This is a genomic window from Enterobacter sp. CPE_E863 (assembly GCF_046521465.1).
Taxonomy (GTDB): Bacteria; Pseudomonadota; Gammaproteobacteria; order Enterobacterales; family Enterobacteriaceae; genus Enterobacter; species Enterobacter adelaidei.
In genome coordinates this window covers 2,799,580-2,825,177 of record NZ_JBKFZX010000001.1, presented here as the reverse complement: position 1 = coordinate 2,825,177, position 25,598 = coordinate 2,799,580, and the positions used below count along the sequence as shown (strand labels likewise).

The window sequence follows — 25,598 nt, the reverse complement described above, 5'->3', positions numbered from 1 at the left end:
AGAAATATGCATTCTGCCTTTGACATCCCTGGGGAGCCTCGATAATATGCGCCCCGTTCACACGATTCCTCTGTAGTTCAGTCGGTAGAACGGCGGACTGTTAATCCGTATGTCACTGGTTCGAGTCCAGTCAGAGGAGCCAAATTTAAGAAGCCTGCTTTTAAAGCAGGCTTTTTGCTTTTCTGCGCAAGGTAAACGCAAAACGGCAACCTTGTTGCCGTTTTTAGTGTTTGTTCCCTCTCCCGTGGGAGAGGGATGGGGTGAGGGCACCAGACCGCACGAAATTACACGCGAATAGGCGCCGTTGCCTCAACCAGCCACGGGCGTGCATCGCTTTCCACCAGTGGTGAGAGGGTCTCGCGGACCTGCTGGTGATACTCATCCAGCCACTGTTTTTCCTGCTCGCTCAACAGATGCAACTCAACCTGGCTTAAGTCGATAGGGATGAGCGTCAGCGAAGAGAATTTGCAGAATCCTGGGCGGCTTTCAACAATCTCTACCTGGTTCTCAATACGAATACCGTGGCTATCGCCGAGATAGTAGCCTGGTTCGATAGTCATGATATTGCCCGCTACCAGCGGCCACGGGTTGACCTTTTTGGCGATACGATGCGGGTTCTCGTGGATCAGCAACTGATGCCCCACGCCGTGCCCCGTACCGTGATCGTAATCCAGCCCCATCTCCCATAGCGGGCGACGCGCAAACGCATCCAGCTGATGCCCCTGAGTCCCGGAAGGGAACTGCAGGGTAATAAGCGACAGGAAGCCTCTCAGCACGGCAGTGTAGTGCAGGCGCTGCTGCGGGGCGACCTTACCCCATGCCAGCGTCCGCGTGGCATCGGTGGTGCCGTTAACATACTGACCGCCGGAATCATTCAGGTAAAAATGGTCATGCCCGATGGGCTTGTTGCTGTCTTCGCTCGAATGATAGTGGCACATCGCCGCATTGCTGGATGAGGCGGAGATAGTCGCAAAACTTTGTTCAATAAAACCAGGCTGCTGCTTGCGGAATGCAAGCTGCTGCGCCTGAACCTCCAGCTCGGTCAGGGGGTGTCCCGCAGCCTCACGCTGCGGCACCTCACGGCTCAGCCACGCCAGGAAGTTCACCCATGCGGCACCGTCCTGGTGATGGCATTCGCGATATCCTGCCAGTTCTACCGGGTTTTTGGTGGACTTCATCAGGGTAATGGGATCGGTTTGCCAGACAATTTCCCCCTGTGGCTCAATGGCAAAGCGCAGGGCTACCGGCGCGGAACCGGCATCCATCATCACCCGTTTGCCTTCGGCGTTCTGCTGACAGCGCGCGATAAAGGCGTCCTGAGGTGCAATGGTGAAAGCATTACGCACCGCGTCCGGAAGGGCGCTGAGCTTAGTGTTGTCAACAAACCACTCAACGTTCCCGTCCCGGCCCAGAAGGGCAAAGGAGAGGGGAACCGGGCTGTATGGGATATCCGAACCGCGCACGTTTAACAACCAGGCAATGTTGTCCGGCAGGGTAACGGCCAGATAATCGGCGTTGTTTGCAGCCAGCACTGCGGCGATGCGCTGACGCTTGTCGGCACTGCTTTCGCCACTCATCTCGATCGGCATTTCACGGATAAGCCCCGCCGGAGCCGCAGGGCGATCGGTCCAGAGCACGTCGAACGGAGAGGCACTCAGAGGGACCAGCTTGCACGGTGTAGCAGAGAGTTGCTCAAACTCCGTATTGGTCATCAGCAGCGCTTCAAAGCCGATACGTGTACCCGCCTCAACGTTTGCGGATAACCATTCTGCCAGCGGCTCGTTGTGCAGATGATGGATCTCAACCTCATCCGTATTCACCTGAACGCGGGCCTGAACCTGATAGCGGCCATCAACGAACAGCAACGCTTTGTTTTTCAGTACCAGGGCCAGACCAGCAGAGCCGTCAAAACCTGTCAGCCAGGCCAGCTTTTCGTCGTAAGGCGCGCAGTATTCGCTCTGCCAGGCATCCGCGCGCGGGACGATCATCCCGTCGAGATTGTTTTCCTGTAGCCACTGACGCAGGGCTGCTAACGGTGATGTAGAGTACATTTTTTTTCCTTATTGTTATTAGCGGAATGGCGGCTCGTTGAAGGTACGTAGCTTGCGGGAATGAAGCTTGTCACCTTCGGCCCTCAGCAAATCAATGGCACGAATACCAATTTGCAGATGTTCGGATATTGCCCCTTCATAAAAACGGTTGGCCTGGCCGGGCAGCTTAATTTCACCATGCAGCGGTTTATCAGAAACGCACAGCAGCGTGCCGTAAGGGACGCGGAAGCGATATCCTTGTGCGGCAATGGTGGCGCTCTCCATATCAATCGCTACCGCGCGGCTGAGGTTGAAGCGCAGCGCAGAGGCGGAGTAACGCAGCTCCCAGTTGCGGTCATCCGTCGTGACGACCGTACCGGTGCGCAGGCGCTGTTTAACCTCTTCACCCGGCATGCCGCTGACCTCTTTGGTAGCGTCATACAGCGCGCGCTGTACTTCGGCGATGCTTGGAATAGGGATATCTGGCGGAAGAACGGCATCAAGTACATGGTCATCACGCAGATAGGCGTGAGCCAGCACGTAGTCGCCAATCAGCTGGCTTTCACGCAGCCCGCCGCAGTGTCCAATCATCAGCCAGACGTCAGGACGCAATACCGCAAGATGATCGCAGATGGTTTTGGCATTAGACGGGCCAACGCCGATGTTAATCAACGTGATCCCCTGCCCGTCGGCGGTGATCAGGTGCCAGGCGGGCATCTGGTGTTTTTTCCACGCCAGGTCGGAAATGGCCTGCTCGGGGGCTTCGGTCTCTGCGGTTATCCAGATCCCACCCGCGCAGGAAAGCGCGATGTAAGGACTCTCCGGGTCGAGGATCTGGCTGCAGCCCCAGCGCACAAACTCGTCGACATAGCGGGTGTAGTTGGTAAACAGCACAAATGGCTGGAAATGTTCAGCGGGCGTACCCGTGTAGTGGCGCAGGCGCGCCAGGGAGAAGTCGACGCGGCGAGCATCAAAGTGCGACAGAGGAGCGTACTCCGCCGGATGGAAGATGCCGTCAGCCGTCTCATCGCCAATCTGGGAAAGCTCTGTCGTCGGAAAATGGCGGGTCAGACCCGCGCTCATGGAGCGGTCAAGGGTTAACGCTGAACCGTCAATGACATAAGGATAGGGGATTTCATGTTGCGATGGCTCAACGGCGATATGCGCGCCGTAATCCTGATACAGCAGCGTGAGTTGCTCTTCAAGATAGGGGCGGAACAGTGCAGGGCGGGTGACGGTGGTGCTATAGCAGCCGGAGTGGGTAAAACGGGCGTAGGCGCGGGTTTTCGGGGTATTACTGGCGCTACCGTCCCAGGTCACAGAGAGCGATGGATAAACAAAAAGGCCCTCGGTTCTGGCCTTTTCATCGGGAAGTTTCCCTGTTTCGATGTATTCGCTGATGGCGCTGCGCAGCGCGTTGACGGACTGTTCATACAGTCCGTCGAGTTTTTCCAGCGCCTGAGCCGGGGTCAGGCTGGAGCCCTTATTATTCATCTCTGTCTCCTTGTTCCACAGGTGTGCGACTCTACCCGATAGTATGTCACACGCCTGTGAAACAAAAGTGAGATCAGCGGTGGCTCGTCTCTTTCATAAACAGGGCTGTGGCGGCGGACAGCAGGCAACCGGCCAACAGATAAATCGCCACGCTGTGCCAGTTCCCGCCGGAGAAGGTCACCAGCGCGGCAGCAATAAACGGCGTAAACCCGCCACCGACCACGCTTGCCACCTGATATCCCACGCCTGCACCACTGTAGCGGTAGCTGGCGCCAAACAGCTCGGTAAACATCGGCTGCTGGACACAGACCACCATATCGTGAGCGATGTTCGCGAGCATGATGGCAAAGAAGACAATCCAGAAGATCGACTGCGCTTCCAGCGCCATAAAGAATGGCCAGGCGCTGAGGGTGCCGATCAGCGCCCCGGTGATGTAGACGCGACGGCGACCAAACCGGTCTGCCAGCCAGGCGAAGCAGGGGATCGTCAGGCAGCTGATCCCACCAACCACCAGACCGATATTCAGGAACAATTCACGCGGCAGTCCGAGGTTCTGCGTCGAGTAATTCAGTGCAAATGCGGTGACGATATACATCGTCAGCAATTCGCACAGGCGCAGGGCGATGATTTTCAGAAAAGCGCCAGGATGCTGAACCAGGGCTTCCATCACTGGCAACCGCGTTTTGACGGCGGTTTTTTCGCGCTGCTGCTGTTCGAATTCAGCGGACTCTTCCATTCCATTACGGATCCACAGGGCAGCAATCACCAGCACGATGCTGAAGATAAACGGAATGCGCCAGCCCCAGCTCAGGAACTGTTCGTCGGTGGTGAGCTGACTGATTAAGGATACCAGCCCGGTAGAAAGCAGCAGACCCACGCCATACCCGACCTGCACACCGCTGCTGTAAAACGCTTTCTTATTTTTCGGCGCACTCTCAACGGATAGCAGCGCCGCGCCACCCCATTCGCCACCCACGGCAAATCCCTGAATAGCGCGTAGCGTCACCAGCAGCACCGGTGCCCACCAGCCAATAGTGGTAAACGAGGGGAGAATGCCAATCAGCGCGGTGGCGAGCCCCATCATCCAGACGGTAAGCATTAACATGCGCTTGCGCCCGAGACGGTCACCAAAATGGCCGAAAATCACACCGCCTAACGGTCGAAACAGAAAACCGACACCGAAGGTGGCAAACGCCGCGAGCGTGCCCATCGCGGGGCTAATCTGCGGGAAGAATTCACGGTTAAACACCAGTGCCGCGGTGATGCCGTAGAGCAGAAAATCATACCAGTCGACGACGGCGCCAGCGAAGCTACCCAAAGCGGCACGGCGGGCGCGGTTCAGCGAAGGGGTCTCCTCGTTGGGGCGATCGGAGATGAGGGTGGAGTCCATAGTAGTCCTGTCTGTACTGATTTTTAATTATTGGTATAAGAAAAGGTCACTCACATAGCAGCCGTCATATAAACGGAACCTATGAGACTACCGCGACAGAACGCTGGAGAAAACGTTTTTATCTTTCCGGAAGGTGCAGAATAAATAAATTTCATCGACACCTGCTACAACATAAATCAGGCTGTTTGGCTCTGGTTCGCACTCAATGGTTTACAGTTATAGAGACCGCTGCGTGACGGAAGCTGAGGGATTAACGATGCAACGCACTTTTCTGACATTCTGGATTGTCCTGTCTTTATTCATGGCACCGCTCCATGCTGAACCCAAAGTCTATGGCGAACAGCGTCTGGGCGGCTGGTGGAATGCGCTGACGGATGATATTTCGCAAACCTGGGAGCAGCCTCAACGCTACGATCTCTACCTGCCGTTTCTGAGCTGGCACGCGCGCTTTATGTACGACAAAGAAAAAACGGACAAATACAACGAAATGCCGTGGGGCGGCGGGCTGGGCGTCTCCCGCTACAACGACGAGGGCAACTGGAGCGCGCTTTTCGCAATGATGTTCAAAGACTCGCACAACGAATGGCAGCCCGCGATGGGCTATGGCTGGGAGAAGGGCTGGTATCTGGATAATGCCAAAGACTTCCGGCTTGGGCTTGGTGCCGCCGCGGGGATTACGGCGCGCGATGATTTTGCGAACTATGTGCCCCTGCCGTTTATCTTCCCGCTGTTCTCTGCTGGCTATAAGCGCGTTACCGTCCAGTTCACCTATATTCCCGGGACCTATAACAACGGTAACGTGCTCTTTGCCTGGTTGCGCTTGGGTTTTTAAAGGGTGATCACTTTTTTTGCTACGGCATTTGAAAGCACCAGCATGGAGAACAGAACCGAGGTGACGAAAGTGAGCACGATCAGGGTCAGTTTCATACCGAGAGACGTCACCGGGAAAAGCGCCGTCAACAGGTGAAATACCGAGTAGTGCACAATGTATACGCCGGTCATCGTTTTACTGATGGCGGCCAGAATGGACTCTTTGAATTCTGCATTGCGGCGAAAGCGTACGCCGTTCGCCGCGATCACCAGCGCAACGATCAGAATGTAGATTTGCGAGCCGGTGAGAATAAAGGCGTTTCTGTCAGCCTTGAACAGGGCAAAAAAGAAGTGGCGCTCGTAAAACCAGGTGAAGAGATAAATAAACGGGATGGCGATAACCGCGGCCCTGACCACATTCCTGCGGCTTATCCACTCGGCGATGCTGGGATCGCAGAAAAGCTGCCCCGTCAGGTAAAACAGTAACCACGTCCACAGGCGGTACTGTGGCGAAAGGGAAAAGACGTGGACGTCCGGATAGAGCGCTGAAAGCAAATCATACCCGTAGGAGAAGATCAGCAGGCAGGCAATCACGCCGCAAAACAGCGCGCGCCGCTGGCTGAGCCACTCCACCGCCGGGTGGAAAGTGTAAATCACGACAAACGCAAACACGAACCACGGCTGGATTAAATATCCGCGCTGATACGGTTCCCACAGGTAGTAGATCGTTATCCAGAACAGAAAGACAATCACCAGGCTTTTAATCTTGCTCAACTGCCAGCGGGTGCCGTGCCGGGACTGGCCGTCGAGATAGCCCGCGACCACAAAAAACAGCGGCGTGGCGATGGTCGAGATAAAGGTTAAAAACCCCAGGATCCAGTGATAGTCATAATCATAATGATCCCAGGTATTGTAGATGGTGAAGAAGGTGACCGCCGTCATACAGCCCAGCGTCTTGATAATGTTCAGGCCTGTCGCATTCATTGTTGTTCCGCTTTGTCCTTACGATGGAAGCACGCATAAATCACGGGAAGTACCAGCAGCGTCAGGATTGTCGCAAACCCAAGTCCGAACATAATCACAACGGCCATGCTCTGGAAGAAAACATCCAGCAGCAGCGGCGCCAGCCCCAGAACGGTGGTGAACGCGGTGAGCAAGATAGGGCGCAGGCGCGAGGTGGCGGCGTAAACGATCGCCTCGTGCTGTTCTTTATGCGCTTTCTGCTGCTCGATCTCTTCCACCAGCACAATGCCGTTACGGATCAGCATCCCGCTCAGGCTCAGCAGTCCAATCAGCGCCATAAAGCCGAACGGAATTCCGGTTACCAGGAATCCCGGCGTGACGCCAATCAGCGCCAGCGGCACGGTCAGCCAGATGGCAACGGCGTTTTTCACCGAGCTGAACATCAGAACCGTAATGACAAACATCACCAGGAACCCGATTGGCAGCGTGGTGAAGAGCCCCTGCTGTGCTTCGCTGGAGTTTTCAGCATCGCCTCCCCACTCGATGCTGTAGCCATGGGGCAGGGCAAGGGCGTCAATGTGTGGTTTCACCCGGGCGAGAATGTCGCCTGACGTTTGCTGGCTAAGCGGGTCGGGATCGGTCTGAACCGTCAGCACTCGCGAGCGGTCGCGTCGCAGAATAAGCGGATCTTCCCACTCCAGCGAAAAGCGGCTGACGACGTTACTCAGCGGGATATACTGCTGCCGGGTCTGGCTCCAGACCAGCACGTTGTTCAGGTGATTGGCGTCCAGCCGTTCGCTTTCCGGCGGGCGCACCACGACGGGAAGCAGATCGCTCCCTTCGCGATACAGCCCCGCACGACTGCCGGAGAAATTCATCTCCAGCGCGTTGTCGACATCCTGTTTATCCACGCCAAGTTCGCGTCCCAGCGCGGCGACATATTGAGGACGGATCACCTTGCTGCGGTTTTGCCAGTCGTTTCTGACGCTACCTGTGGCCGGATCGCGTGCCAGAATATCATCCACCTGGCTGGCAATCAGACGTAGTCTGTCAGGATCTGGGCCCTTGATGCGCACCTCTATGGCGCTGTCGCCGGAAGGGCCAAACATCACGCGTTTGGTGCTGGCGTTGACCTGCGGGTAGTTCCGGGCGATGTACTCGTCGACGTAGCGCGTCAGTGCGGAGATGTTGCGCTGGTCATCCATGCGCACCATGATCTGCGCGTAGTTGCTGTACTGCCGCTGTCCGCTGTAGGTCAAAATAAACCGCATACTGCCCTGGCCAATGGTTGAAACGGTGGTTTCTACGCCCGGCTGGCCGTTAATGGTTTTCTCAATATCGCTGGTCATTTTCTCGGTCCATTTGATATCGGTGCCGTAGGGTAACCAGAGGTCGACAAAGAAAATCGGCGTATTGGACGACGGGAAAAAGTTTTGCCGCACCGCGCCAAACCCCCAGACAGACGCGGCCAGCAGGGCGGCCATCACTACCAGCGTCGGTGCCTTATAGTGCAGCAGCGTGTTAAGCAGGCGCTGGTAGAGGCGGTACAGACGTTTGTCGTAAGGATCTGACTCGTCGGCGTTGTCCGGCGCGCTGTCGTTTTTAAACAACCACCACTTAATCAGCACCGGCGTGATGGTGAGCGCCGAGAACCAGCTCAGCATCAGGGAAATCAGCAGTACCTGGAACAGGGATTTACAGTATTCCCCGGTAGAATCCTGCGACAGCCCGATAGGTGCAAACGCCAGGATGGCGATCACCGTCGCCCCCAGCAGCGGCAGGGCGGAGCGACGGATGATGTAGTTAATGGCGGTCAACAGCGAGGAGCCCTGCTGCCTCGCAATCAGCACTCCTTCAACAATCACGATGGCGTTATCCACCAGCATACTGAGGGCGATAATCAGCGCGCCAAGCGAGATGCGCTGCAGTTCAATGCCCCACAGATACATGATCAGCAGCGTGCCGAGCACGTTGAGCGCGAGGGAAAAGGCGATGATAATCCCGCTGCGCACGCCCATAAAGATCAATAGCACGCCGATGACAATCGCCAGCGCCATCAGGAAGTTAATGATAAAACCGTTAACCGAGTGGCCCACTTCGGCGGCTTGATCGTAAAACAGATTTATGTGTATTCCCGCCGGTTTTTCCGCCGACATCTGTTTTAGCTTTGCTTCCAGGGCGTGACCCACGTCAATCACGTTCACGCCAGGGATAAACGAGACGCCCATGGTAACGGCTTTTCTGCCGTTGGCATGATAGATACTGGCAGGTGACTCGTTCAACCCGCGCGACAGCGTGGCGATATCCCGCAGACGCGTCGCTGCCCCGGTACCGGACGGCGTAATAATCAGGTCCGCCAGCTCGTCAAGATTTTCAAACTCACCGGTCGGATGCAGGCGAATCGACTCCGTGCCGGAGGTAATCTCCCCGGCGCTGGACACCACATTAAGGCGACTCAGCAGGGCCGAAAGCTGGCTAAGCGTAATACCGCGCGAGGCCATTTTGGTCAGGGAAATATCAATATTGACCTGCTGGCTAATGGCCCCACCAATTGCGACCTTCGCGACGCCGGGGACCAGAATTAATTCGCGACGCAGTTGCTCAGCGTAACGCACCAGCTCAGGGTTGCTGAATTCGTCTCCGGAAATTGCGAAGAAAAAGCCGAACACGTCGCCGAAATCGTCATTCACGAAGGGCGTGACGACGCCGGGCGGGAACTGGCGTGAGGCATCGCCCACGCGGCGGCGCAGTTCGTCCCAGATCTGCGGCAGTTCGTTCGAATGATAGCGTGAGGCAATGTTCACGGTGATCTGCGACAGGCCGTTTGAAGAGATGGAGCTGACATTGTCCAGATAAGGCAGCTGCTGGAGGGCATTCTCCAGCGGCAGCGTAACCTCCTCTTCAACCTGCTGAGCAGAGGCGCCGGGATAGTGGGTGATGACCACAGCAGTTTTGATCGTAAACGCGGGATCTTCCAGCCTGCCGATATTCAACAGGGCGAAAATGCCCCCGACGCCCAGCAGCAGAATCGTCAGCCAGACACGAATGGGGTTATTGATGAATTGACGAGAGATATCCATTACAGTCCCCGTTCACGCGTCCAGATGCGAACCGGCTGGTTAGCATGGAGCTCTCCTACGCCAGCGGCCACCACGCGTTCGCCTGCCTTAAGGCCACTGGTAATTACCACGCCCTCTGTGGTCACTTGCCCCACGCTGACCTTGCGATCTTCCAGGTGGAGCGTGTCGCCTTCCCCGGCCACAACCCAGACGTGCGGTTCATTGCGCGGGCTGTTGTCCGGGTTAAAGACCGCCTCGACCGGCACAACCAGCGCCTGAGCGCCTGCGCCAGCCGGAAGGTTGGTTAGATTGATGGTAACCGTACCGCTTACACCTCCCACGACGGGAAAATCGTCCGGGCGGGGCATGGTTAAAATCACCTGCCAGGTCAGCGTATTGCTGTCGCTGCTGCCCGAGTGTTCTTTGTAGACGGCGGTAAATTCACGATCCGGAATGGCGTTAATTCTCACCACGGGGCGATACTGCGCGTTACGGATATCAAAGGTGTTGAACAGGTTCTCAGGAATACTAAACACCACGTCCAACAGGTCGGTGCGGGTCAGGGTTGCAATCGGTTGACCGGCAGACACCACCTGATGGTTTCGAACGTGTACGCTGGCCGCCGTCCCGCTGAAGGGGGCGACGAGCGTCATCTGATTCAGCTCTTCACGGGCTATTTGCAGCGCTGCATTCGCCGAATCGCGGTTCGCGCGCTGTACGTCCATTTCTGCTTTCGAGACAGCCTGGCGTCCCGCCAGCGTCTGGAAGCGTTCGAACTGTCGCTGGGCGAGTGTCGCTGCGGTTTGTCTGTCGTTTACCCGCTGCTGGGTTTCACGGGCGTTCAGCCTGGCGAGCTGCTGCCCTTGCTTAATGGCTGCACCCTGACGTATATCGAGCGCCTCGATTTGACCTCCTCGCTTGAAGGAGAGGTCTGTTGCATCACCCGATTCAATACGTGCGGGAAAAACACGCTGCTGGGCGTGAGCGGGGATAGTTACCTCCGCCACTTTAACCATTCGCGGCAGGGGTGCGGCTTGCTCGGGTTTTGGGTCGCACGCCGTGAGCGTTAGGATAACGAACGGTAAAATGAGGTAGCGATTCACTGTATTCCCCTAATAAATAACTGTTTTATTTCTTCCGTAGCAAGGGCAGGGGGTGACACTATTCTGCCAGAACAGTGACAACCATATAGGTGAATAGCCCAATTGCCGTGCTGGCAATAATGGCAAGTGCAATAAACAAACCAAGACGGAAAAGGCTTAAACCGTACATTCATTCCTCCATGCGCTGTATAGAGCGTCTTTCTAAGAGCATAGTTGGAGAAAAGATAAATGTTAAATAACCAATATCAGTGGGTAAGCGTTAAACCTGATATTCCTGTGCTACGTTTAATATCATTCATCTTTTTTTCCCGTAACTGGCATTAAGGGTAACTCCCTGCATTTAATGCATTTTATTGCTTCACTCACTACTGTGTTGGTTATAAAAAGGATGCTCGATATGTATAAAAATATTCTGGTTCCGGTGGATGTTTACGAGACTAGCCTGGCTGATAAAGCCCTTCAGCATGCACAGTTCCTGGCACAAAGCGCATCGGGTGACATTCATCTGCTGCACGTCATGCCTAAGTTTTCTGCCGAACTGACGCGTGGTTTTATTTCAGATGCGCGCAAGATGGATGAATATATGATTAATAATTCTAAAGAAAAACTGTCTGACCTGGTCAAAAAACTCAATTTGCCAGAAGAACGTGTTCACCTCCATGTCCGTAGCGGAAATGTTCGTGATGAGGTTATTAAGCTGGCGGATGAACTTGCTGCCGGGGCAATTATTGTCGGCTCTCGAAATCCCAATATTCAAACCCATCTCCTGGGTTCAGAGGCGGCAAGTATTGTGCGTTACGCACATGTTCCTGTTTTCGTTATTCGTTAATTGCATGAAAGCAAGGTGATTTCTGAAAAGAACCTGAGGAAGGAACGATGAAAACAGAAAAACCTGAACGTCCTTATTATCAACAAACCGTTGACGACACCCTGGCGAATATCAACTCCACTGCGGAGGGGCTGAGCAGCAGTGAGGCATCGGTCCGACTCCAGCAGTATGGTGAAAATGCGTTACCGCAAAAAAAAGGCAAACCCGCCTGGCTGCGCTTCCTGGCCCATTTTAACGATGTGCTGATTTACGTTCTGCTGGTGGCTGCACTACTCAAGCTCTTTATGGGCCAGTGGGTCGATATGTTTGTCATCCTCGGGGTTGCCATCGTTAACGCACTGATTGGTCACATTCAGGAGAGCAATGCTGAAAAATCGCTGCAAAGTATTCGCAATATGCTCTCCAGCGAAGCCGTGGTGGTTCGACAAGGTAATCATGAAACGATCCCTACCACGACGCTGGTTCCGGGTGACATCGTGGTGATCCGCGCCGGGGATCGTATTCCTGCGGATTTGCGTGTGATTGAAGCGCATAACCTTCGCGTGGAGGAGGCCATTCTGACCGGTGAATCCACCGTTGTAGAGAAAAACAGCGATGTGTTAAGCGGGGAATTGCCTTTAGGTGACCGGTATAATCTGCTTTATTCAGGTACTACCGTCAGCTCCGGCGGTGGAAAAGGCGTGGTGGTGGCAACCGGGTGCGAAACCGAGCTTGGACACATCAATCAGATGATGTCTGATATCGAAAAACACCGCACGCCGCTGATGGTGCAGATGGATAAGCTCGGTAAGACTATCTTCATCACTATCCTGGTGATGATGGTGGCGCTGTTTGTCTTCAGTCTGCTGTTCCGCGATATGCCGGTTTCCGAGCTGGTGTTGTCGCTCATCAGCCTCGCCGTTGCTGCGGTGCCGGAAGGCCTGCCGGCGATCATTTCCATCATCCTTTCGCTTGGCGTACAGGCTATGGCGCGCCGCAAGGCCATCATCCGTAAGCTGCCTACGGTGGAAACGCTGGGCGCGATGACGGTCATCTGCTCGGATAAAACCGGCACCCTGACGATGAATGAAATGACGGTCAAAGCGGTGATTACCGCTGACACAACCTATCGCGTGGAGGGAGACAGCTACGAACCGGTGGGGAACATTCACCCCGTAGACGACCCGACGCCCGTCAGCGTGGTGCAGGGTTCGTTACTGGAACGCTACCTGCGCACCATCGACCTCTGTAATGACAGCCAGTTGATCAAAGACGAGCAGGGGCTGTGGAAAATCACCGGGGGGCCGACCGAGGGCGCACTGAAGGTGCTGGCGGCGAAAATTCAGCTCCCGCCGCTCGATACCGAAATGCGCAGTAAAATCCCGTTTGATTCGCAATATAAATACATGTCCACGCTTTACCGTCTGGACGATGAAGAAGTGATTCTGATTACCGGTGCGCCGGACGTGCTGTTCCGCCTCTGTCAGTACCAGCAGACGAATGACGGAATGCAACCGTTCGATCTGCCTTACTGGGAAGGGAAGATTGAAGAGTATGCCCGTGAGGGGCTGCGCATGGTGGCTGCGGCCTGGAAACCCGCCCGCGACGGTCAACGAGAGCTGGATCATCCGGACCTGCAGGATGGAGTGATCCTGCTCGGGATTGCCGGAATGATGGATCCGCCGCGTCCGGAGGCCATTACCGCGATTGCCGACTGCCTGCAGGCGGGGATCCGCGTGAAGATGATCACCGGCGACCACCCGCAAACGGCGATGAGTATTGGGCAAATGTTGGGTATTGGTAACGCCGCAAGCGCTATCACCGGACGTGAGCTGGAGGCGATGGACGATCGTCAGCTGAGCGATGCCGCGCAGCAGTACGATATTTTCGCGCGAACCAGCCCGGAGGATAAATTCCGCCTTGTGCAGGCCCTGCAAAGTAAACAGGAAGTGGTGGGCATGACCGGGGACGGCGTGAACGATGCCCCGGCGCTCAAGCGGGCGGATGTGGGTATTGCCATGGGGATTAAAGGCACGGAAGTCACCAAGGAAGCCGCCGACATGGTGTTAACGGATGACAACTTTGCCACTATTGCCCGCGCGGTACATGAGGGACGGCGGGTTTACGATAACCTGAAAAAAACCATTCTGTTCGTTATCCCCAGCAACATCGCTCAGGCCCTGCTGATCATCATCGCGCTGCTGGCGGGGAACCTGATCCCGCTGACGCCGGTCCTGATCCTGTGGATGAACATGGCGACATCGGCGACGCTCTCTTTTGGGCTGGCGTTCGAGGCGGGCGAGAAAGACATCATGAACCGACCGCCTCGCAAGGCGAATCTGCATGTGATGGACGGCTATGCCATCTGGCGCGTGGTATTTGTCGGCCTGATGATTGCCATCAGCGCCTTCATCCTGGAGGCCTGGCTGCAACCGCGTGGCTACTCGGCGGAATTTATCCGTACCGTGCTGCTGCAAACCCTGGTGACGGCGCAGTGGTTTTACATGCTCAACTGCCGCGTGAATGATGGTTTCTCGTTGAGCAAAGGTCTGCTGGCAAATAAAGGGATTTGGATCGTGAGTGGTGTGCTGCTGGCGCTTCAGCTCCTCATTATCTATGCACCTTTCATGCAGATGCTGTTTGGCACAGAAGCGCTGCCGTTCCGCTACTGGGTCATCACCTTGCTGATTGGTTTTGTGATGTTCCTTATTGTTGAAGCGGAAAAAGTTCTGACACGCAAGTGGCGCAAAACTGAGGCGAAATAGCGTAAACTGAGAAAGCCTGCTTATGTTCAGGCTTTCTCTATTTTCGAGCTCAGGACACTATGATTCGACTTGCCTCGTTCGTTCTCACGCTTTGTGCCGCCGTTCCCGGCGCGTTTGCCGTGACCTATACCTTGCCACCCGAAGGCAGCCGTCTTGTGGGTGCTCCGATAACCATCACTGTTCCACAGGGTAACACGTTGCCCCTTGAAGCCTTTGCCGCGCAGTACGGACTGGGGCTGAGTAATATGCTGGAGGCCAACCCAGGCGTGGATCCTTTTCTCCCCAAATCAGGTGCGACATTAACGATCCCTCAGCAGCTGATTTTGCCTGATACTGTCCGCGAAGGAATTGTGGTGAATGTGGCAGAAATGCGTCTCTATTACTATCCGCCGGGCGGCAACACCGTTGAAGTGCTGCCCATCGGCATCGGTCAGGCCGGGCGTGAAACACCGCGTAACTGGGTGACGGCCGTTGAGCGTAAGCAGGTGGGGCCGACCTGGTCGCCTACGCCGAATACGCGCCGTGCCTATGCGGCTGAAGGTAAAACACTGCCAGCGTTTGTCCCTGCCGGGCCAGATAACCCAATGGGGCTGTATGCGATCTATATCGGCAGGCTGTATGCCATTCACGGCACAAATTCGAATTTCGGAATCGGTCTGAGGGTGAGTCAGGGCTGTATTCGTCTGCGTAATAACGACATCAAATACCTTTTCGACCATGTTCCTGTCGGAACCCGAGTGCAGCTTATCGATCGACCCGTTAAAGTCACCACGGAGCCAGACGGTAGCCGTTGGGTGGAAGTGCATGAACCATTATCACGTAACCGTGCGGAATTTGAATCGACCCGAAAAGTGCCCCTGCCAATTTCAGCCGCGCAGCGGACGCAGTTGATTAACGAGGGCGCAGGAACTGAACTTGAACGGCGCTCGGGGATGCCGGTTAAGCTTGGCATGTGAAGCCCTTTTCGCCCCCGGCAATTTTACCTGGCGCAGAAAAGCAAAAAGCCTGCTTTAAAAGCAGGCTTTTCAAATTTGGCTCCTCTGACTGGACTCGAACCAGTGACATACGGATTAACAGTCCGCCGTTCTACCGACTGAACTACAGAGGAATCGTGTGAACGGGGCGCATAGTATCGACGTCAGCCGAGCTTGTCAAAGGGTGGAGCACCGCCTTTTGATCGTTTGCTGACAAAATCGGCAAAGTGATGTTTTTGACAGCGGAATGCACCGTAATGGTGCGGTTATACCTCTAATGGGGCAGATCATAAACTGCTGTTTCAGTAATAAATGCCCCCTCCATGATTAGGTTTCCTTATTTTCAGCCGCTTAGCAACAAATCAGACCTCTTCGAAAAACTGGCATTCATATTGCAAAACCTGTTCAACAACGACAGCCGGTTACGGCACAGCATTTCGAACAGGGGGCAAAATGAACTTAAGACGACTGAAATACTTCGTAAAAATCGTCGATATCGGCAGCCTGACTCAAGCGGCAGAAGTGCTGCATATCGCGCAGCCTGCGCTGAGCCAGCAGGTGGCTACTCTGGAAGGCGAGATGGATCAGCAGCTGTTGATCCGCACCAAACGCGGCGTTACGCCAACGGAAGCAGGTAAGATCCTTTATACCCACGCACGCACCATCCTCCGCCAGTGTGAACAGGCGCAGCTGGCAGTAAACAATGTCGGTCAGACCCTGAGCGGGCACGTCTCCATCGGTCTGGCGCCGGGAACGGCCGCATCGTCTATTACCATGCCGCTGCTGCAGGCCGTGCGCGCCGAGCTGCCGGAAGTGCTGGTATACCTGCACGAAAACAGCGGTTCCGTACTGAATGACAAACTGCTCAACGGCCAGCTGGATATGGCTGTGCTCTACGATCGCTCTCCGGTCGCCGGGATCACCAGCCAGCCGCTGCTGAAAGAAGATCTCTACCTCGTGGGTACTCGCGACTGCCCGGGGCAGAGCGTAGACCTGACCGCCGTGGCTGAGATGAATCTCTATCTTCCGCGCGACTACAGCGCCGTGCGCGTGCGTGTGGATGAGGCATTTTCTCTGCGCCGCCTGACGGCAAAAATTATTGGCGAAATCGACTCTATCTCCACGCTGACCGCAGCTATCGCTAGCGGAATGGGAGTGACGGTTCTGCCGGAATCCGCTGCACGCTCGCTGTGCAGTGCGGCAAATGGCTGGATGGCGCGCATCACAACGCCGTCTATGAGCTTACCTTTGTCGCTGAACATGTCCGCGCGCGGTTCGCTGTCACCGCAGGCGCAGGCGGTAAAAGAGATTTTGATGTCGCTGGTCAGCAAGCCTTCGCTGGAGAATCGTGAGCTGCAGCTCGTGAGTTAATATTCCATAAAAGCATAAGATGCTGGTTTTTATTATTTGTTCTGCAGCTCAGCTGACTCTAACAATAGAGCTATGTCAGATGCGCCGGAGTGAATCGTGAATTTCCAGCAACTTAAAATTATCCGTGAGGCGGCCAGGCGGGACTTTAACCTGACCGAAGTCGCCAATATGCTTTATACCTCTCAGTCCGGTGTCAGCCGCCATATCCGCGAGCTGGAAGAGGAGCTGGGCATAGAGATTTTTATCCGTCGTGGTAAGCGACTGCTTGGCATGACGGAGCCTGGCAAGGCATTGCTCACCATCGCGGAGCGGATCCTCAACGAGGCCAGCAACGTTCGTCGTCTGGCGGATCTCTTTACCAATGATGCCTCGGGCGTACTCACCATCGCCACCACCCACACCCAGGCTCGCTACAGCCTGCCGCCGGTGATTAAAGCGTTCCGTGAACTTTTCCCTGATGTCCGTCTGGAGCTTATCCAGGGCACGCCGCAGGAAATTGAAGTGCTGCTGCAAAACGGGGGAGCGGATATCGGTATTGCCAGCGAACGCCTGAGCAACGACCCGCTGCTGGTGGCGTTCCCGTGGTTCCGCTGGTACCACAGTTTATTACTTCCCGTTGATCATCCGTTGAATCAGGTATCCCCCCTGACGCTGGAAACCATCGCTAAGTGGCCACTGATTACTTACCGCCAGGGCATTACCGGGCGCTCGCGCATTGATGAGGCCTTCAACCGCAAAGGGTTAACGCCGGACGTGGTGCTGAGCGCGCAGGATTCTGATGTGATTAAAACCTACGTCGAACTGGGTCTGGGTATTGGTCTGGTGGCGGAACAGTCCAGTGGAGAACGTGAAGACGGGAACCTGGTGCGTCTTGATACGCGTCATCTGTTTGACGCTAACACCGTATGGCTTGGCCTGAAGCGTGGACAGCTACAGCGCAACTATGTGTGGCGCTTTATCGAGCTATGCAATGCAGGGCTCTCTGTGGACGAAATTAAGCGCCAGGTGATGGAGCCGGAAGAAGTGGCGATTGATTATCAGATTTAGGTGCGGGTTTGCCCGGTGGCGAGTGCTTACCGGGCTCGCCACTTAGCTGAATGGGTATTTTCTAAAGAACGCCTGTGATTCGAATGATTCGGCAAGCGACTGGATCGCGCTAAACTCCACTGCATTAACGACGTGGGGGATCATCGACTGAATAAACGTCCAGACCACGGTACTGGTGACGGTAACTTGATTGGGAACTGCGGTGGCAGGACGCGGCTCCAGCAAGGTATTCCATTCTTTGCAGGCTGCCAGCAGCTGGATTGTAATACGTTCACTCCATGAGCTGTACTGCTTGTCCGCCGGGCGCAGGTTATGTTCATACACATTTTGCACGGCTTTCTCACAGGCAGCGAGGATAAAGCCCAGCGTCTGGAGATCGTTTGCCAGCGCATCCGGATCGACGGGCAGGAGCTTGCGCTCAGGGTCGGCCTGAGCCTCAAAATAATTCAGTATCAGCGAGGAATCCATCAGGCGTATTCCGTTATCCAGAACCAGCGTCGGGGCTTTTACCGCGGGATTGATCCGGGAGAACGCGTCGAAGGTGCTAAAGACTGACAGCGGCTGGCTTTCAAACTCAACGCCATAAAGCTCAAGGGAGATCGCCACGCGCCGTACATAAGGTGAATCCATCATGCCAACAAGCTTAATCATCTTTCCCGTTTTCCTGTCTCTGTGAAAGAACGCGTCATTGAAAAGGATGACCCGACATTACAATACAATTTGCATGGCGAATATCTTCAGTATCTTACCGTAAGGGTTAGTATTACTGACATATGGTCAGGTTGCCGCTGTATATCCAGCGCAGATAAGGAAGTGCTTTTATGTCGGATTTTCCACCCATTGCTAGTTTGCGAAGTTTTGAAGCCGTCGCCCGTCTTGGCAGCGTGACTCTGGCGGCGAAAGAACTCCACGTTACCCATTCCGCTATCAGCCAGCAGATCAAAACGCTGGAGGAGATGGTAGGCGTAAAGCTGTTTATCCGTCAGGGGCGAGGGGTGCAGATCAACGAAGAAGGGCGGCTCTATGCCTTACAGGTACGCGAAGCGTTGAACCACATCGCGGATGCGACCCGACTCGTACAGGTGAAGCCGAGAAAGCAGGAGTTGACGTTGGCAATGGTGCCGTCATTTGGATGCCACTGGTTATTACCGCGTCTGGCTCGTTTTCGGGCGAAATATCCGCTTATCACCCTGCGGATCCAGGCCAGCCTGACGGTCACCAGCCTGCAGCAGGAAGGGATAGATATCGCGATACGGATGGGGCAGGGGAACTGGGAAGGGAGTGAAAGCCATTATCTTTTTTCCGATGAGCTTATTGTGGTGGCCGCACCGGGCTATAACGGCGGCGTGCTGCCTGCTACGCCAGCGGAGATTGCAAAGAGTCATATTATTTTCTCCATGGAGTCGTGGAAAACGTGGTGCGTGAATGCGGGGCTGGAGAAAGAGATCGTACCTGGCGGTTTATGTATTAACGACTCCAATATCATTATCGAAGCCGTTCGGCTCGGGAAAGGTATCGCGCTGGAGCGTCGCTCTCTGGTCCAGGATGCCATCACCCGAGGTGAACTGGTCCAGCTAACCTCTGTCACCGCGCCGTATCCATGGCCTTACTGGCTGGTGACGGCGCAGTTAACAGACATGAAACCCGAGGTGACGCTCTTTGTCGCGTGGCTGAATGAGGAGGTGGGCATCTGGCTTGAACAGACGGCATACTGAACTGCTCCTTTCATCAGGCCAAATATTGACGAATAGCGGAAGGTGCATAGTTTTTTTCCCACAATGCCCTCATCATTAACATATAGGGTTCAATATAAGTAAAAAAAGCGGTAATGACTCCAACTTACTGATAGTGTTTTATGTTCAGATAATGCCCGATGACTTTGTCATGCAGCTCCACCGATTTTGAGAACGACAGTGACTTCCTGCCCAGCCTTGCCAGATGCTGCCTCAGATTCAGGTTATGCCGCTCAATGCGCTGCGTATATCGCTTGCTGATAACGTGCAGTTCTCCCTTCAGGCGTGATTCATACAGCGGCCAGCCATCCGTCATCCATACCACGACCTCAAAGGCCGACAGCAGGCCCAGAAGACGCTCCAGCGTGGCCAACGTGCGTTCACCGAATACGTGCGCCACAACCGTCCTCCGTATCCTGTCATACGCGTAAAACAACCAGCGCTGGCGTGATTTAGCGCCGACGTAACCCCACTGTTCGTCCATTTCCGCGCAAACAATGACGTCACTGCCCGGTTGTATGCGTGAGTTTACCGACTGCGGCCTGAGTTTTTAAGTGTCGTAAAATCGTGTTGAGGCCAACGCCCATAATGCGTGCACTGGCGCGACATCCGACGCCATTCATGGCCATATCAATGATTTTCTGATGCGTACCGGGTTGAGAAGCGGTGTAAGTGAACTGTAGCTGCCATGTTTTACGGCAGTGAGAGCAGAGATAGCGCTGATGTCCGGCAGTACTTTTACCGTTACGCACCACGCCTTCAGTAGCTGAACAGGAGGGACAGCTGATAGAAACAGAAGCCACTGGAGCACCTCAAAAACACCATCATACACTAAATCAGTAAGTTGGCACCATTACCAAAAAAGCCTGATAGCTTTCGCAAAAATAATTAAGCTGCGAAACACCTCCCTCGGAAAGGGCTATGCGTTCTCTTGCGCAACCGCCGCGGCAGACGAATTGCACTTTACAATGTGTACATTCTTCTGCCAGCGTTGTTTTGAATTGTTCAACTCTTTGTTTAGCCATGCCTTCCTGCATCGTGGTTTTAGTAAGCTGATTGCTGTCTTCACAGGCAGCATAAACGCAGGCCGGCACAGATAACCCACGCCACGAAGCAAATGCATGTTCAAAAATGGGTATGTGAATTGTTCCAATGTCGAGACGTATCCAGGTATAAAAAATCGTTTTCAAAAAAGTGCCCAGTGCGGCGGGGTCAAGGCTTGACGTATCAACACCATCTTGTTCAGACGGTTTAATAAAGGGGATAAACAACATATGGCGACCGCCAAGACTCTTCAGGTAATTATAGGTTTGCAGTGGTTGCTGGCTATTTATGTTATTAATGAAGGTAAGCGTATTGAATGTAATATTGTGCTTTTGCAGTAACCTCACGTTTGTTTCAATTATATTAGTTACTGTTCTTTCAGACATCGTTATGCTGAACGTGTCGCATGACTGACTATCACCATCTACCGAAATGCAAATAAGAAAATCATTTTTTTTGAAGAATTCACACCAGTCATCATTTAACGTAGTACCATTGATAAGCAATGTATTAATAATATTTTTGCCTTGTGCAAATCGCTGTTGTAAGTTAATGATGCGTTTTAAAAAATGTAAACTATAAGAAGTTGATTTACCATCCTGCCAGAAAAAATGCACATCGTCAGTTTTCCATGTGTCAATTTTCTGAAGAATATATTGCTTAAGCGTCGTTTCGTTCATTGAACACGGTTGGTATTCCGGAGGAAATCGCGTTTTATGGAGATGAGAGCAATGTGCACAGTGTAAATTACAGAGTGCAGTTAAGTGTTTTTCCGTCATAGGGGAACTTTCCATCTTTATATAAAATGATGCCATCCATAAACATAAATGAATGGCATCATTGTTTTTTTACTTACTGGCTTCAACCCGCATTTTATTAACTTGTGCAGGAACGATTTTGTGCCCTGACTTCAGATAGTCAATGACCACATCGGACATATTGTGTCCGGCACGGACTTGAATATTTTTCCCTTCTTTAAATGCCAGAAAACCATCGCCTCCTAAAGCAAGGAATGTCGTCGTAGCAACATGGTACGTCTCCGTATCGGCAATCTCTTTGCCGTTAATTGTGAAAGATACTACGCGCTTACCGGCCGGTTTCTGCGGCATATAATGCATTTCGGCCCCCTTTGACATTTGCAGTATGCCATTCGTGAGCGATGCTCCATGCTCCACCAGATTACGCAGATCCTTACCGCTGAGATCCATCTCAGTAAGCTCATTCTTGAAGGGGAATATGCTGGTAATGTCGCCAAAGGTAATGGGGCCTGCGTTGAGATCGGCCCGTAAGCTACCGGAATTAATCAGCGCAATCTGTGCTTTCGGCGCGGCGACAAGCATTGCATCCGTAAACAAGTTGCCCAGTTGTGATGATTCGCCATAAGCGCGGGTAAGCATGATCGGCGATTCACCCACTGGCTGACGTACAATATCCGCGAGTTTTTTATTCCAGCCATCGATAACTCTCTGTGTTGTTGGATCGGGCTTCCATTCATCGGCATAAAGTGTTTTCAGCTCAAAGCTTTTAACTTTTTTGGTTTTCGCCCCAGGTTCAACGTCAAGTATCAACTTACCAACATCGATACCACCGCTGTCCGTAGACAGGATTAGCGTATTCCCCACCTTGATAGGTTCCGGTGTGCCAACATGAGCGTGTCCAGTGATGAGAATATCAAGACCTTTGACCTGACTGGCGGTCTGAATATCTTTATCGAGTGCGCGCCTGACGTCTGTACTCCCAATACTGGACTGACGTGCCGGAACGCCTTCATGCACGAGCGCAACGGTGACGTCAACTTTACCCCGTAACTCATCCAGGTAATGCTGCAGATATTTCACCTCATCGCGAGCCTCAATTCCCTGATTTTTTAGGGCTGCGGCTGATTTATCAAAGCGGTTGTTTTTATCATTATCGAGCCCCTGGATCGAGAGCTCTGAGATGGTGTCATTAAACGCATACACGCCGTGCAGCCCAATAACGCCAATTGTTACACCGTCCTTTTCCAGGATAGTGTACGGTTTGTTCCAGAAAGGTATCTCGCTGTCCTTATGGAACACATTCCCCAACAGTACCGGGAAGTTTGCCTTGCTTAATTGTCGCAAGAGATTATCCCAGCCATGGTCAAACTCATGATTACCAATTGATACCGCGTCAAAGGGCATGGTATTCATAATATCGATAATCGCCTGACCCTTAGTCAGAGTACTGATATATGGCCCGGTAAAATAGTCGCCTGCATCAAAATAGAATGTGGCTTTATTTTTGGATTTTTCCTGTTTGACTAAAGTGGTGATATTAGCGAATCCTCCAATTGCTCGTTTACCGTCTGCGACATACGGGAGTTTGTAAGTATCAACATGAGCATGGAGATCATTGGTATAAATGATAGTGACATCTTTGGCGCAGGCCCAGAATGGCAACGTTAACAGAATACCTGCGGTAACCGTTTTTATTTTCATGGTTAATCCCTTGCAGTGATAATTAAAAAGCGTAACCCACAGTTAAATAGTATGCCCACCCCGTTGAATCTATAGAGGTGATGTCTCCATCGCGGCTAAACGCTTTACTCCCTTCGTCAAATTGTCCACCATGATAGAAATAACGAAGGGTCGCGCCATAGTTCCAGTGGGGATAAACTAAACTGAGTACATTGGTGGAAACAATAGAGCTATTGGTACGGGAGTAAAATTGCTGCTCGCCGCCTGACTCTTCTTTAAGATCTGAACCAAAATCAAAATTGGTAAAGCCGACGTAATTTAGTTTTCCACCAAATAGTGTTGTAATTGGGATGACATATTTGACTTTGAAGCAATATCCATCCCACTCGTTCTCGTTGGCCGCATTGTAGTTGTTTCCTTGATACCTGGCATAGATGTTTGCAGATAACGTCATTGGTAGCCCCGTATCAATATCGGTCCCTATCCCCATATACCATGTGCTCTGACGCTGTCCTGCATTCGTGCCTGCATCATAGATATAGTTGTGGGCAAAATACCATTCTTTGAATGGACCAAAACTTAGGTCGAGCCCCGTTAACTTGTCGATGCTAAAGCGCGGTTCTATCTCCATAAAAAATGGAGAGCCATTATCCCAAATACCGATATCATTATCATTGCCTATACCAAAAAACTTAGGTAAGTCCGCATAGCCATAAAAATAAAACCAATCGACATGCGCCCATGCACGATACTCTGGATATAAGTCCGCTCTTTTTAATGGTCCAAAACGAGTGGAGTTGCTGCCTACGATATTAATACTTTGATGCCACCAGTCTGACAGGTATTCGTTATTCCCGGTGTCTGCCAATGCTACCGTGGGTAAAAGCATAAAAGCGCCTGACAATATATGTTTTATTTTATTCATACGTAGGGTTCCTTCCACAGAGATTTGTTAATTAAGAATATTTATGTTATTGAAACTATTTAGCTGCGCTTACATCGACCACTCTCTTTTCAAGATCGGGTTTCAATGGGGTATGGGTCTTGACATACTCAATAATCGACTCGGCAGAGGTAGTACTGTTGATCGTTTTAACATTCGTGCCTTTTAAGAATGCCTCAAATCCATCCCCACCTGTTGCACAAAACGAGTGTGTAGCAACCCGATATGTTTTGGTTGGATCTACCGGTTGATTATTAATAGTGAATTTAACGATCCGCTCACCCAGCGGTTTTTTGCTGTCGTATTCAACATGAACGCTTTTTGATACTTGCAAAACGCCATTGGTAAGATTCGTTGCATGAGTCATCAAGTCAGTGAGATCTTTTCCGGTGAGATCCATTTCAACCAGTTCGTTATTAAATGGGAAGGTAGTAATGACATCACCATATCGTAAATTTCCTTGTTGGAAATCAGCACGCAATCCTCCGCTGTTTTGTAATCCCACGACGGCGTCAGGCGCTTTGGCCATCATGGCGTCAATGACTAAATTACCAACAGGTGATGATTCACCATAAGAGCGAGTGAAGGGGGCCGTTGTCGACCCAATAATCTGGCCAGTGATACTTTTCAGCTTAGCATTCCACTCATCAATCCTGACCTGAACGTTAGGGTCTGGTTTGTATTCGTCGGCAAATACAGTGATTAATTTACCGCTATAGCCCTCAATTTTTATAGTTTGAGGGTTAAAATTCAGGACTAATTTACCAATATCAGTACCATACGCATCTGTAGAAACAACAAGCGTATCATTAACTTTAATGGGCTCTGGTGTGCCTACATGAGCATGTCCTGTGATTAATACATCAATACCCTTAAATTTTTTTGCGGTATCGATATCAGCTTGCAGCATTCTGGCTACATCTTTATTCCCGTAACTTGATTGACGCGCGGGTGTACCTTCATGGATAAGCAGCACGATGATATCCACTTTGCCTTTTAACGCATCAAGTCCTTTTTGAATATAAGGTGCCTCATCACGAGCCTCTGAGCCAGCGTAAGCCTTTGCCGCAACAGTGTCATAAAAGGCAAATTTTTGATGTACCCCAATGACACCAATTTTAATGCCATCTTTTTCGACAATCGTCCAGGGGGTATCCCAGACAGGTTTATCACTATTAGTATAAAAAACATTACCCAGCAAAACGGGAAACGTTGCTTTTGACAATTGCTTAACCATATTATCAACACCATGGTCAAATTCATGGTTCCCCACTGACACAGCATCAAAAGGCATTGCGTTCATTATGTCAATGATGGCTTCACCTTTGGTCAGGGTGCTTATATAGGGTCCGGTAAAGTAATCTCCCGCATCGAAGAAAAAGACATCTTTATTTTTTTTCTTAGCATCATTAACGATAGTAGCTATATTAGCAAAACCGCCAACTGCACGTTTTTTATCGACGGCTGGGATTTTTCCTGGGGAGACATGAGCATGTAAATCGTTGGTGTAATAAATAGTCACATCCTTCGCGCTAACTGATGCAACTAACGCAGCGGACATGCACAATGCAATCAGACTAAGCTTTATATTTTTATTCATAACGAGTTCCTTTGAAAAAAACAATA

The 25,598-nt window shown here is 52.5% G+C and carries 19 protein-coding genes and 2 tRNA genes; 8 read left to right on the top strand and 13 right to left on the bottom strand.

Annotation, left to right across the window (positions count from 1 at the left end):
* The first annotated feature begins 66 nt into the window (after positions 1-66).
* Positions 67-142: transfer RNA gene (locus tag ACLHV8_RS14015), tRNA-Asn, on the top strand.
* Positions 143-284: 142 nt separating this feature from the next.
* On the opposite strand, the gene ACLHV8_RS14010 is transcribed toward ACLHV8_RS14015, so the two are convergent.
* The 3 genes from ACLHV8_RS14010 to shiA all read right to left on the bottom strand — a co-directional run bounded on the left by ACLHV8_RS14010 (position 285) and on the right by shiA (position 4,914).
* Positions 285-2,051, bottom strand: a complete 1,767-nt coding sequence (locus ACLHV8_RS14010) for an aminopeptidase P family protein (RefSeq protein ID WP_208594300.1) — start codon at positions 2,049-2,051, stop codon at positions 285-287.
* 18 nt (positions 2,052-2,069) lie between these two features.
* Complete coding sequence (locus ACLHV8_RS14005) at positions 2,070-3,524, bottom strand: AMP nucleosidase (RefSeq protein ID WP_208594301.1); 1,455 nt, start codon at positions 3,522-3,524, stop codon at positions 2,070-2,072.
* A 73-nt stretch (positions 3,525-3,597) separates the two neighbouring features.
* Positions 3,598-4,914 (bottom strand): shikimate transporter, encoded by a 1,317-nt coding sequence (gene shiA, locus ACLHV8_RS14000; RefSeq protein ID WP_049004969.1) that lies wholly within the window; start codon positions 4,912-4,914, stop codon positions 3,598-3,600.
* 256 nt (positions 4,915-5,170) lie between these two features.
* Here shiA and pagP point away from each other — a divergent pair, with 256 nt between their 5' ends.
* Positions 5,171-5,746, top strand: coding sequence for a lipid IV(A) palmitoyltransferase PagP (gene pagP, locus ACLHV8_RS13995; protein WP_208594302.1), 576 nt, complete (start codon positions 5,171-5,173; stop codon positions 5,744-5,746).
* On the opposite strand, the gene ACLHV8_RS13990 is transcribed toward pagP, so the two are convergent.
* The 3 genes from ACLHV8_RS13990 to ACLHV8_RS13980 are packed head-to-tail and all read right to left on the bottom strand — an operon-like array spanning position 5,743 to position 10,849.
* Positions 5,743-6,708 carry an acyltransferase gene (locus tag ACLHV8_RS13990; protein WP_108089619.1) on the bottom strand — a complete coding sequence of 322 codons (966 nt, stop codon included), beginning with the start codon at positions 6,706-6,708 and terminating at the stop codon, positions 5,743-5,745. The genes pagP and ACLHV8_RS13990 overlap by 4 nt on opposite strands.
* Positions 6,705-9,767 carry an efflux RND transporter permease subunit gene (locus tag ACLHV8_RS13985; protein WP_134707793.1) on the bottom strand — a complete coding sequence of 1,021 codons (3,063 nt, stop codon included), beginning with the start codon at positions 9,765-9,767 and terminating at the stop codon, positions 6,705-6,707. The genes ACLHV8_RS13990 and ACLHV8_RS13985 overlap by 4 nt, the downstream gene beginning before the upstream one ends.
* Positions 9,767-10,849, bottom strand: coding sequence for an efflux RND transporter periplasmic adaptor subunit (locus ACLHV8_RS13980; RefSeq protein WP_028019629.1), 1,083 nt, complete (start codon positions 10,847-10,849; stop codon positions 9,767-9,769). The genes ACLHV8_RS13985 and ACLHV8_RS13980 overlap by 1 nt, the downstream gene beginning before the upstream one ends.
* 397 nt (positions 10,850-11,246) lie before the next feature.
* Between ACLHV8_RS13980 and ACLHV8_RS13975 the strand changes: the two genes are divergently transcribed.
* Genes ACLHV8_RS13975 through ldtA form a run of 3 tightly spaced genes read left to right on the top strand, consistent with a single transcriptional unit; the run spans position 11,247 to position 15,378 of the window.
* Positions 11,247-11,678: a universal stress protein gene (locus ACLHV8_RS13975; RefSeq protein ID WP_028019628.1), complete on the top strand. Its 432-nt coding sequence runs from the start codon at positions 11,247-11,249 to the stop codon at positions 11,676-11,678.
* A 47-nt stretch (positions 11,679-11,725) separates the two neighbouring features.
* Complete coding sequence (locus ACLHV8_RS13970; protein WP_208594303.1) at positions 11,726-14,422, top strand: cation-transporting P-type ATPase; 2,697 nt, start codon at positions 11,726-11,728, stop codon at positions 14,420-14,422.
* 59 nt (positions 14,423-14,481) lie between these two features.
* The gene (ldtA, locus tag ACLHV8_RS13965; RefSeq protein ID WP_410376970.1) at positions 14,482-15,378 is read left to right on the top strand and encodes a L,D-transpeptidase; all 897 of its coding nucleotides are present in this window, start codon (positions 14,482-14,484) and stop codon (positions 15,376-15,378) included.
* A gap of 76 nt (positions 15,379-15,454) precedes the next feature.
* Here ldtA and ACLHV8_RS13960 read toward each other — a convergent pair.
* Positions 15,455-15,530 (bottom strand) — tRNA-Asn (locus tag ACLHV8_RS13960).
* Positions 15,531-15,849: 319 nt separating this feature from the next.
* Between ACLHV8_RS13960 and nac the strand changes: the two genes are divergently transcribed.
* Entirely contained in the window at positions 15,850-16,767 is a 918-nt protein-coding gene (nac, locus tag ACLHV8_RS13955) for a nitrogen assimilation transcriptional regulator NAC (protein ID WP_008499475.1), read from the top strand.
* 96 nt (positions 16,768-16,863) lie between these two features.
* The gene (gene cbl, locus ACLHV8_RS13950; protein WP_410392131.1) at positions 16,864-17,814 is read left to right on the top strand and encodes an HTH-type transcriptional regulator Cbl; all 951 of its coding nucleotides are present in this window, start codon (positions 16,864-16,866) and stop codon (positions 17,812-17,814) included.
* Between the two features lie 42 nt (positions 17,815-17,856).
* Here the strand turns inward: cbl and ACLHV8_RS13945 are convergent, their stop codons facing one another.
* Complete coding sequence (locus ACLHV8_RS13945) at positions 17,857-18,465, bottom strand: glutathione S-transferase family protein (protein ID WP_208594306.1); 609 nt, start codon at positions 18,463-18,465, stop codon at positions 17,857-17,859.
* A 170-nt stretch (positions 18,466-18,635) separates the two neighbouring features.
* Between ACLHV8_RS13945 and ACLHV8_RS13940 the strand changes: the two genes are divergently transcribed.
* Positions 18,636-19,529 carry a LysR substrate-binding domain-containing protein gene (locus ACLHV8_RS13940; RefSeq protein ID WP_208594307.1) on the top strand — a complete coding sequence of 298 codons (894 nt, stop codon included), beginning with the start codon at positions 18,636-18,638 and terminating at the stop codon, positions 19,527-19,529.
* A 124-nt stretch (positions 19,530-19,653) separates the two neighbouring features.
* Here ACLHV8_RS13940 and ACLHV8_RS13935 read toward each other — a convergent pair.
* The 5 genes from ACLHV8_RS13935 to ACLHV8_RS13915 all read right to left on the bottom strand — a co-directional run bounded on the left by ACLHV8_RS13935 (position 19,654) and on the right by ACLHV8_RS13915 (position 25,572).
* A protein-coding gene (locus ACLHV8_RS13935) for an IS1 family transposase (protein ID WP_174491968.1) occupies positions 19,654-20,350 on the bottom strand; the annotation gives its coding sequence in 2 pieces (ribosomal slippage) (positions 19,654-20,098 and positions 20,097-20,350; 699 coding nt in all).
* Between the two features lie 33 nt (positions 20,351-20,383).
* On the bottom strand, positions 20,384-21,370 hold the full coding sequence (locus ACLHV8_RS13930) for a radical SAM protein (RefSeq protein ID WP_410392130.1): 987 nt from the start codon (positions 21,368-21,370) through the stop codon (positions 20,384-20,386).
* 69 nt (positions 21,371-21,439) lie between these two features.
* A complete protein-coding gene (locus ACLHV8_RS13925; RefSeq protein WP_410376966.1) occupies positions 21,440-23,050 on the bottom strand; it encodes a bifunctional metallophosphatase/5'-nucleotidase in 1,611 nt (536 codons plus the stop codon).
* 22 nt (positions 23,051-23,072) lie between these two features.
* Positions 23,073-23,954 carry a nucleoside-specific channel-forming protein Tsx gene (locus ACLHV8_RS13920; RefSeq protein WP_410376965.1) on the bottom strand — a complete coding sequence of 294 codons (882 nt, stop codon included), beginning with the start codon at positions 23,952-23,954 and terminating at the stop codon, positions 23,073-23,075.
* A 55-nt stretch (positions 23,955-24,009) separates the two neighbouring features.
* On the bottom strand, positions 24,010-25,572 hold the full coding sequence (locus tag ACLHV8_RS13915; RefSeq protein ID WP_410376964.1) for a bifunctional metallophosphatase/5'-nucleotidase: 1,563 nt from the start codon (positions 25,570-25,572) through the stop codon (positions 24,010-24,012).
* Positions 25,573-25,598: the final 26 nt, after the last annotated feature.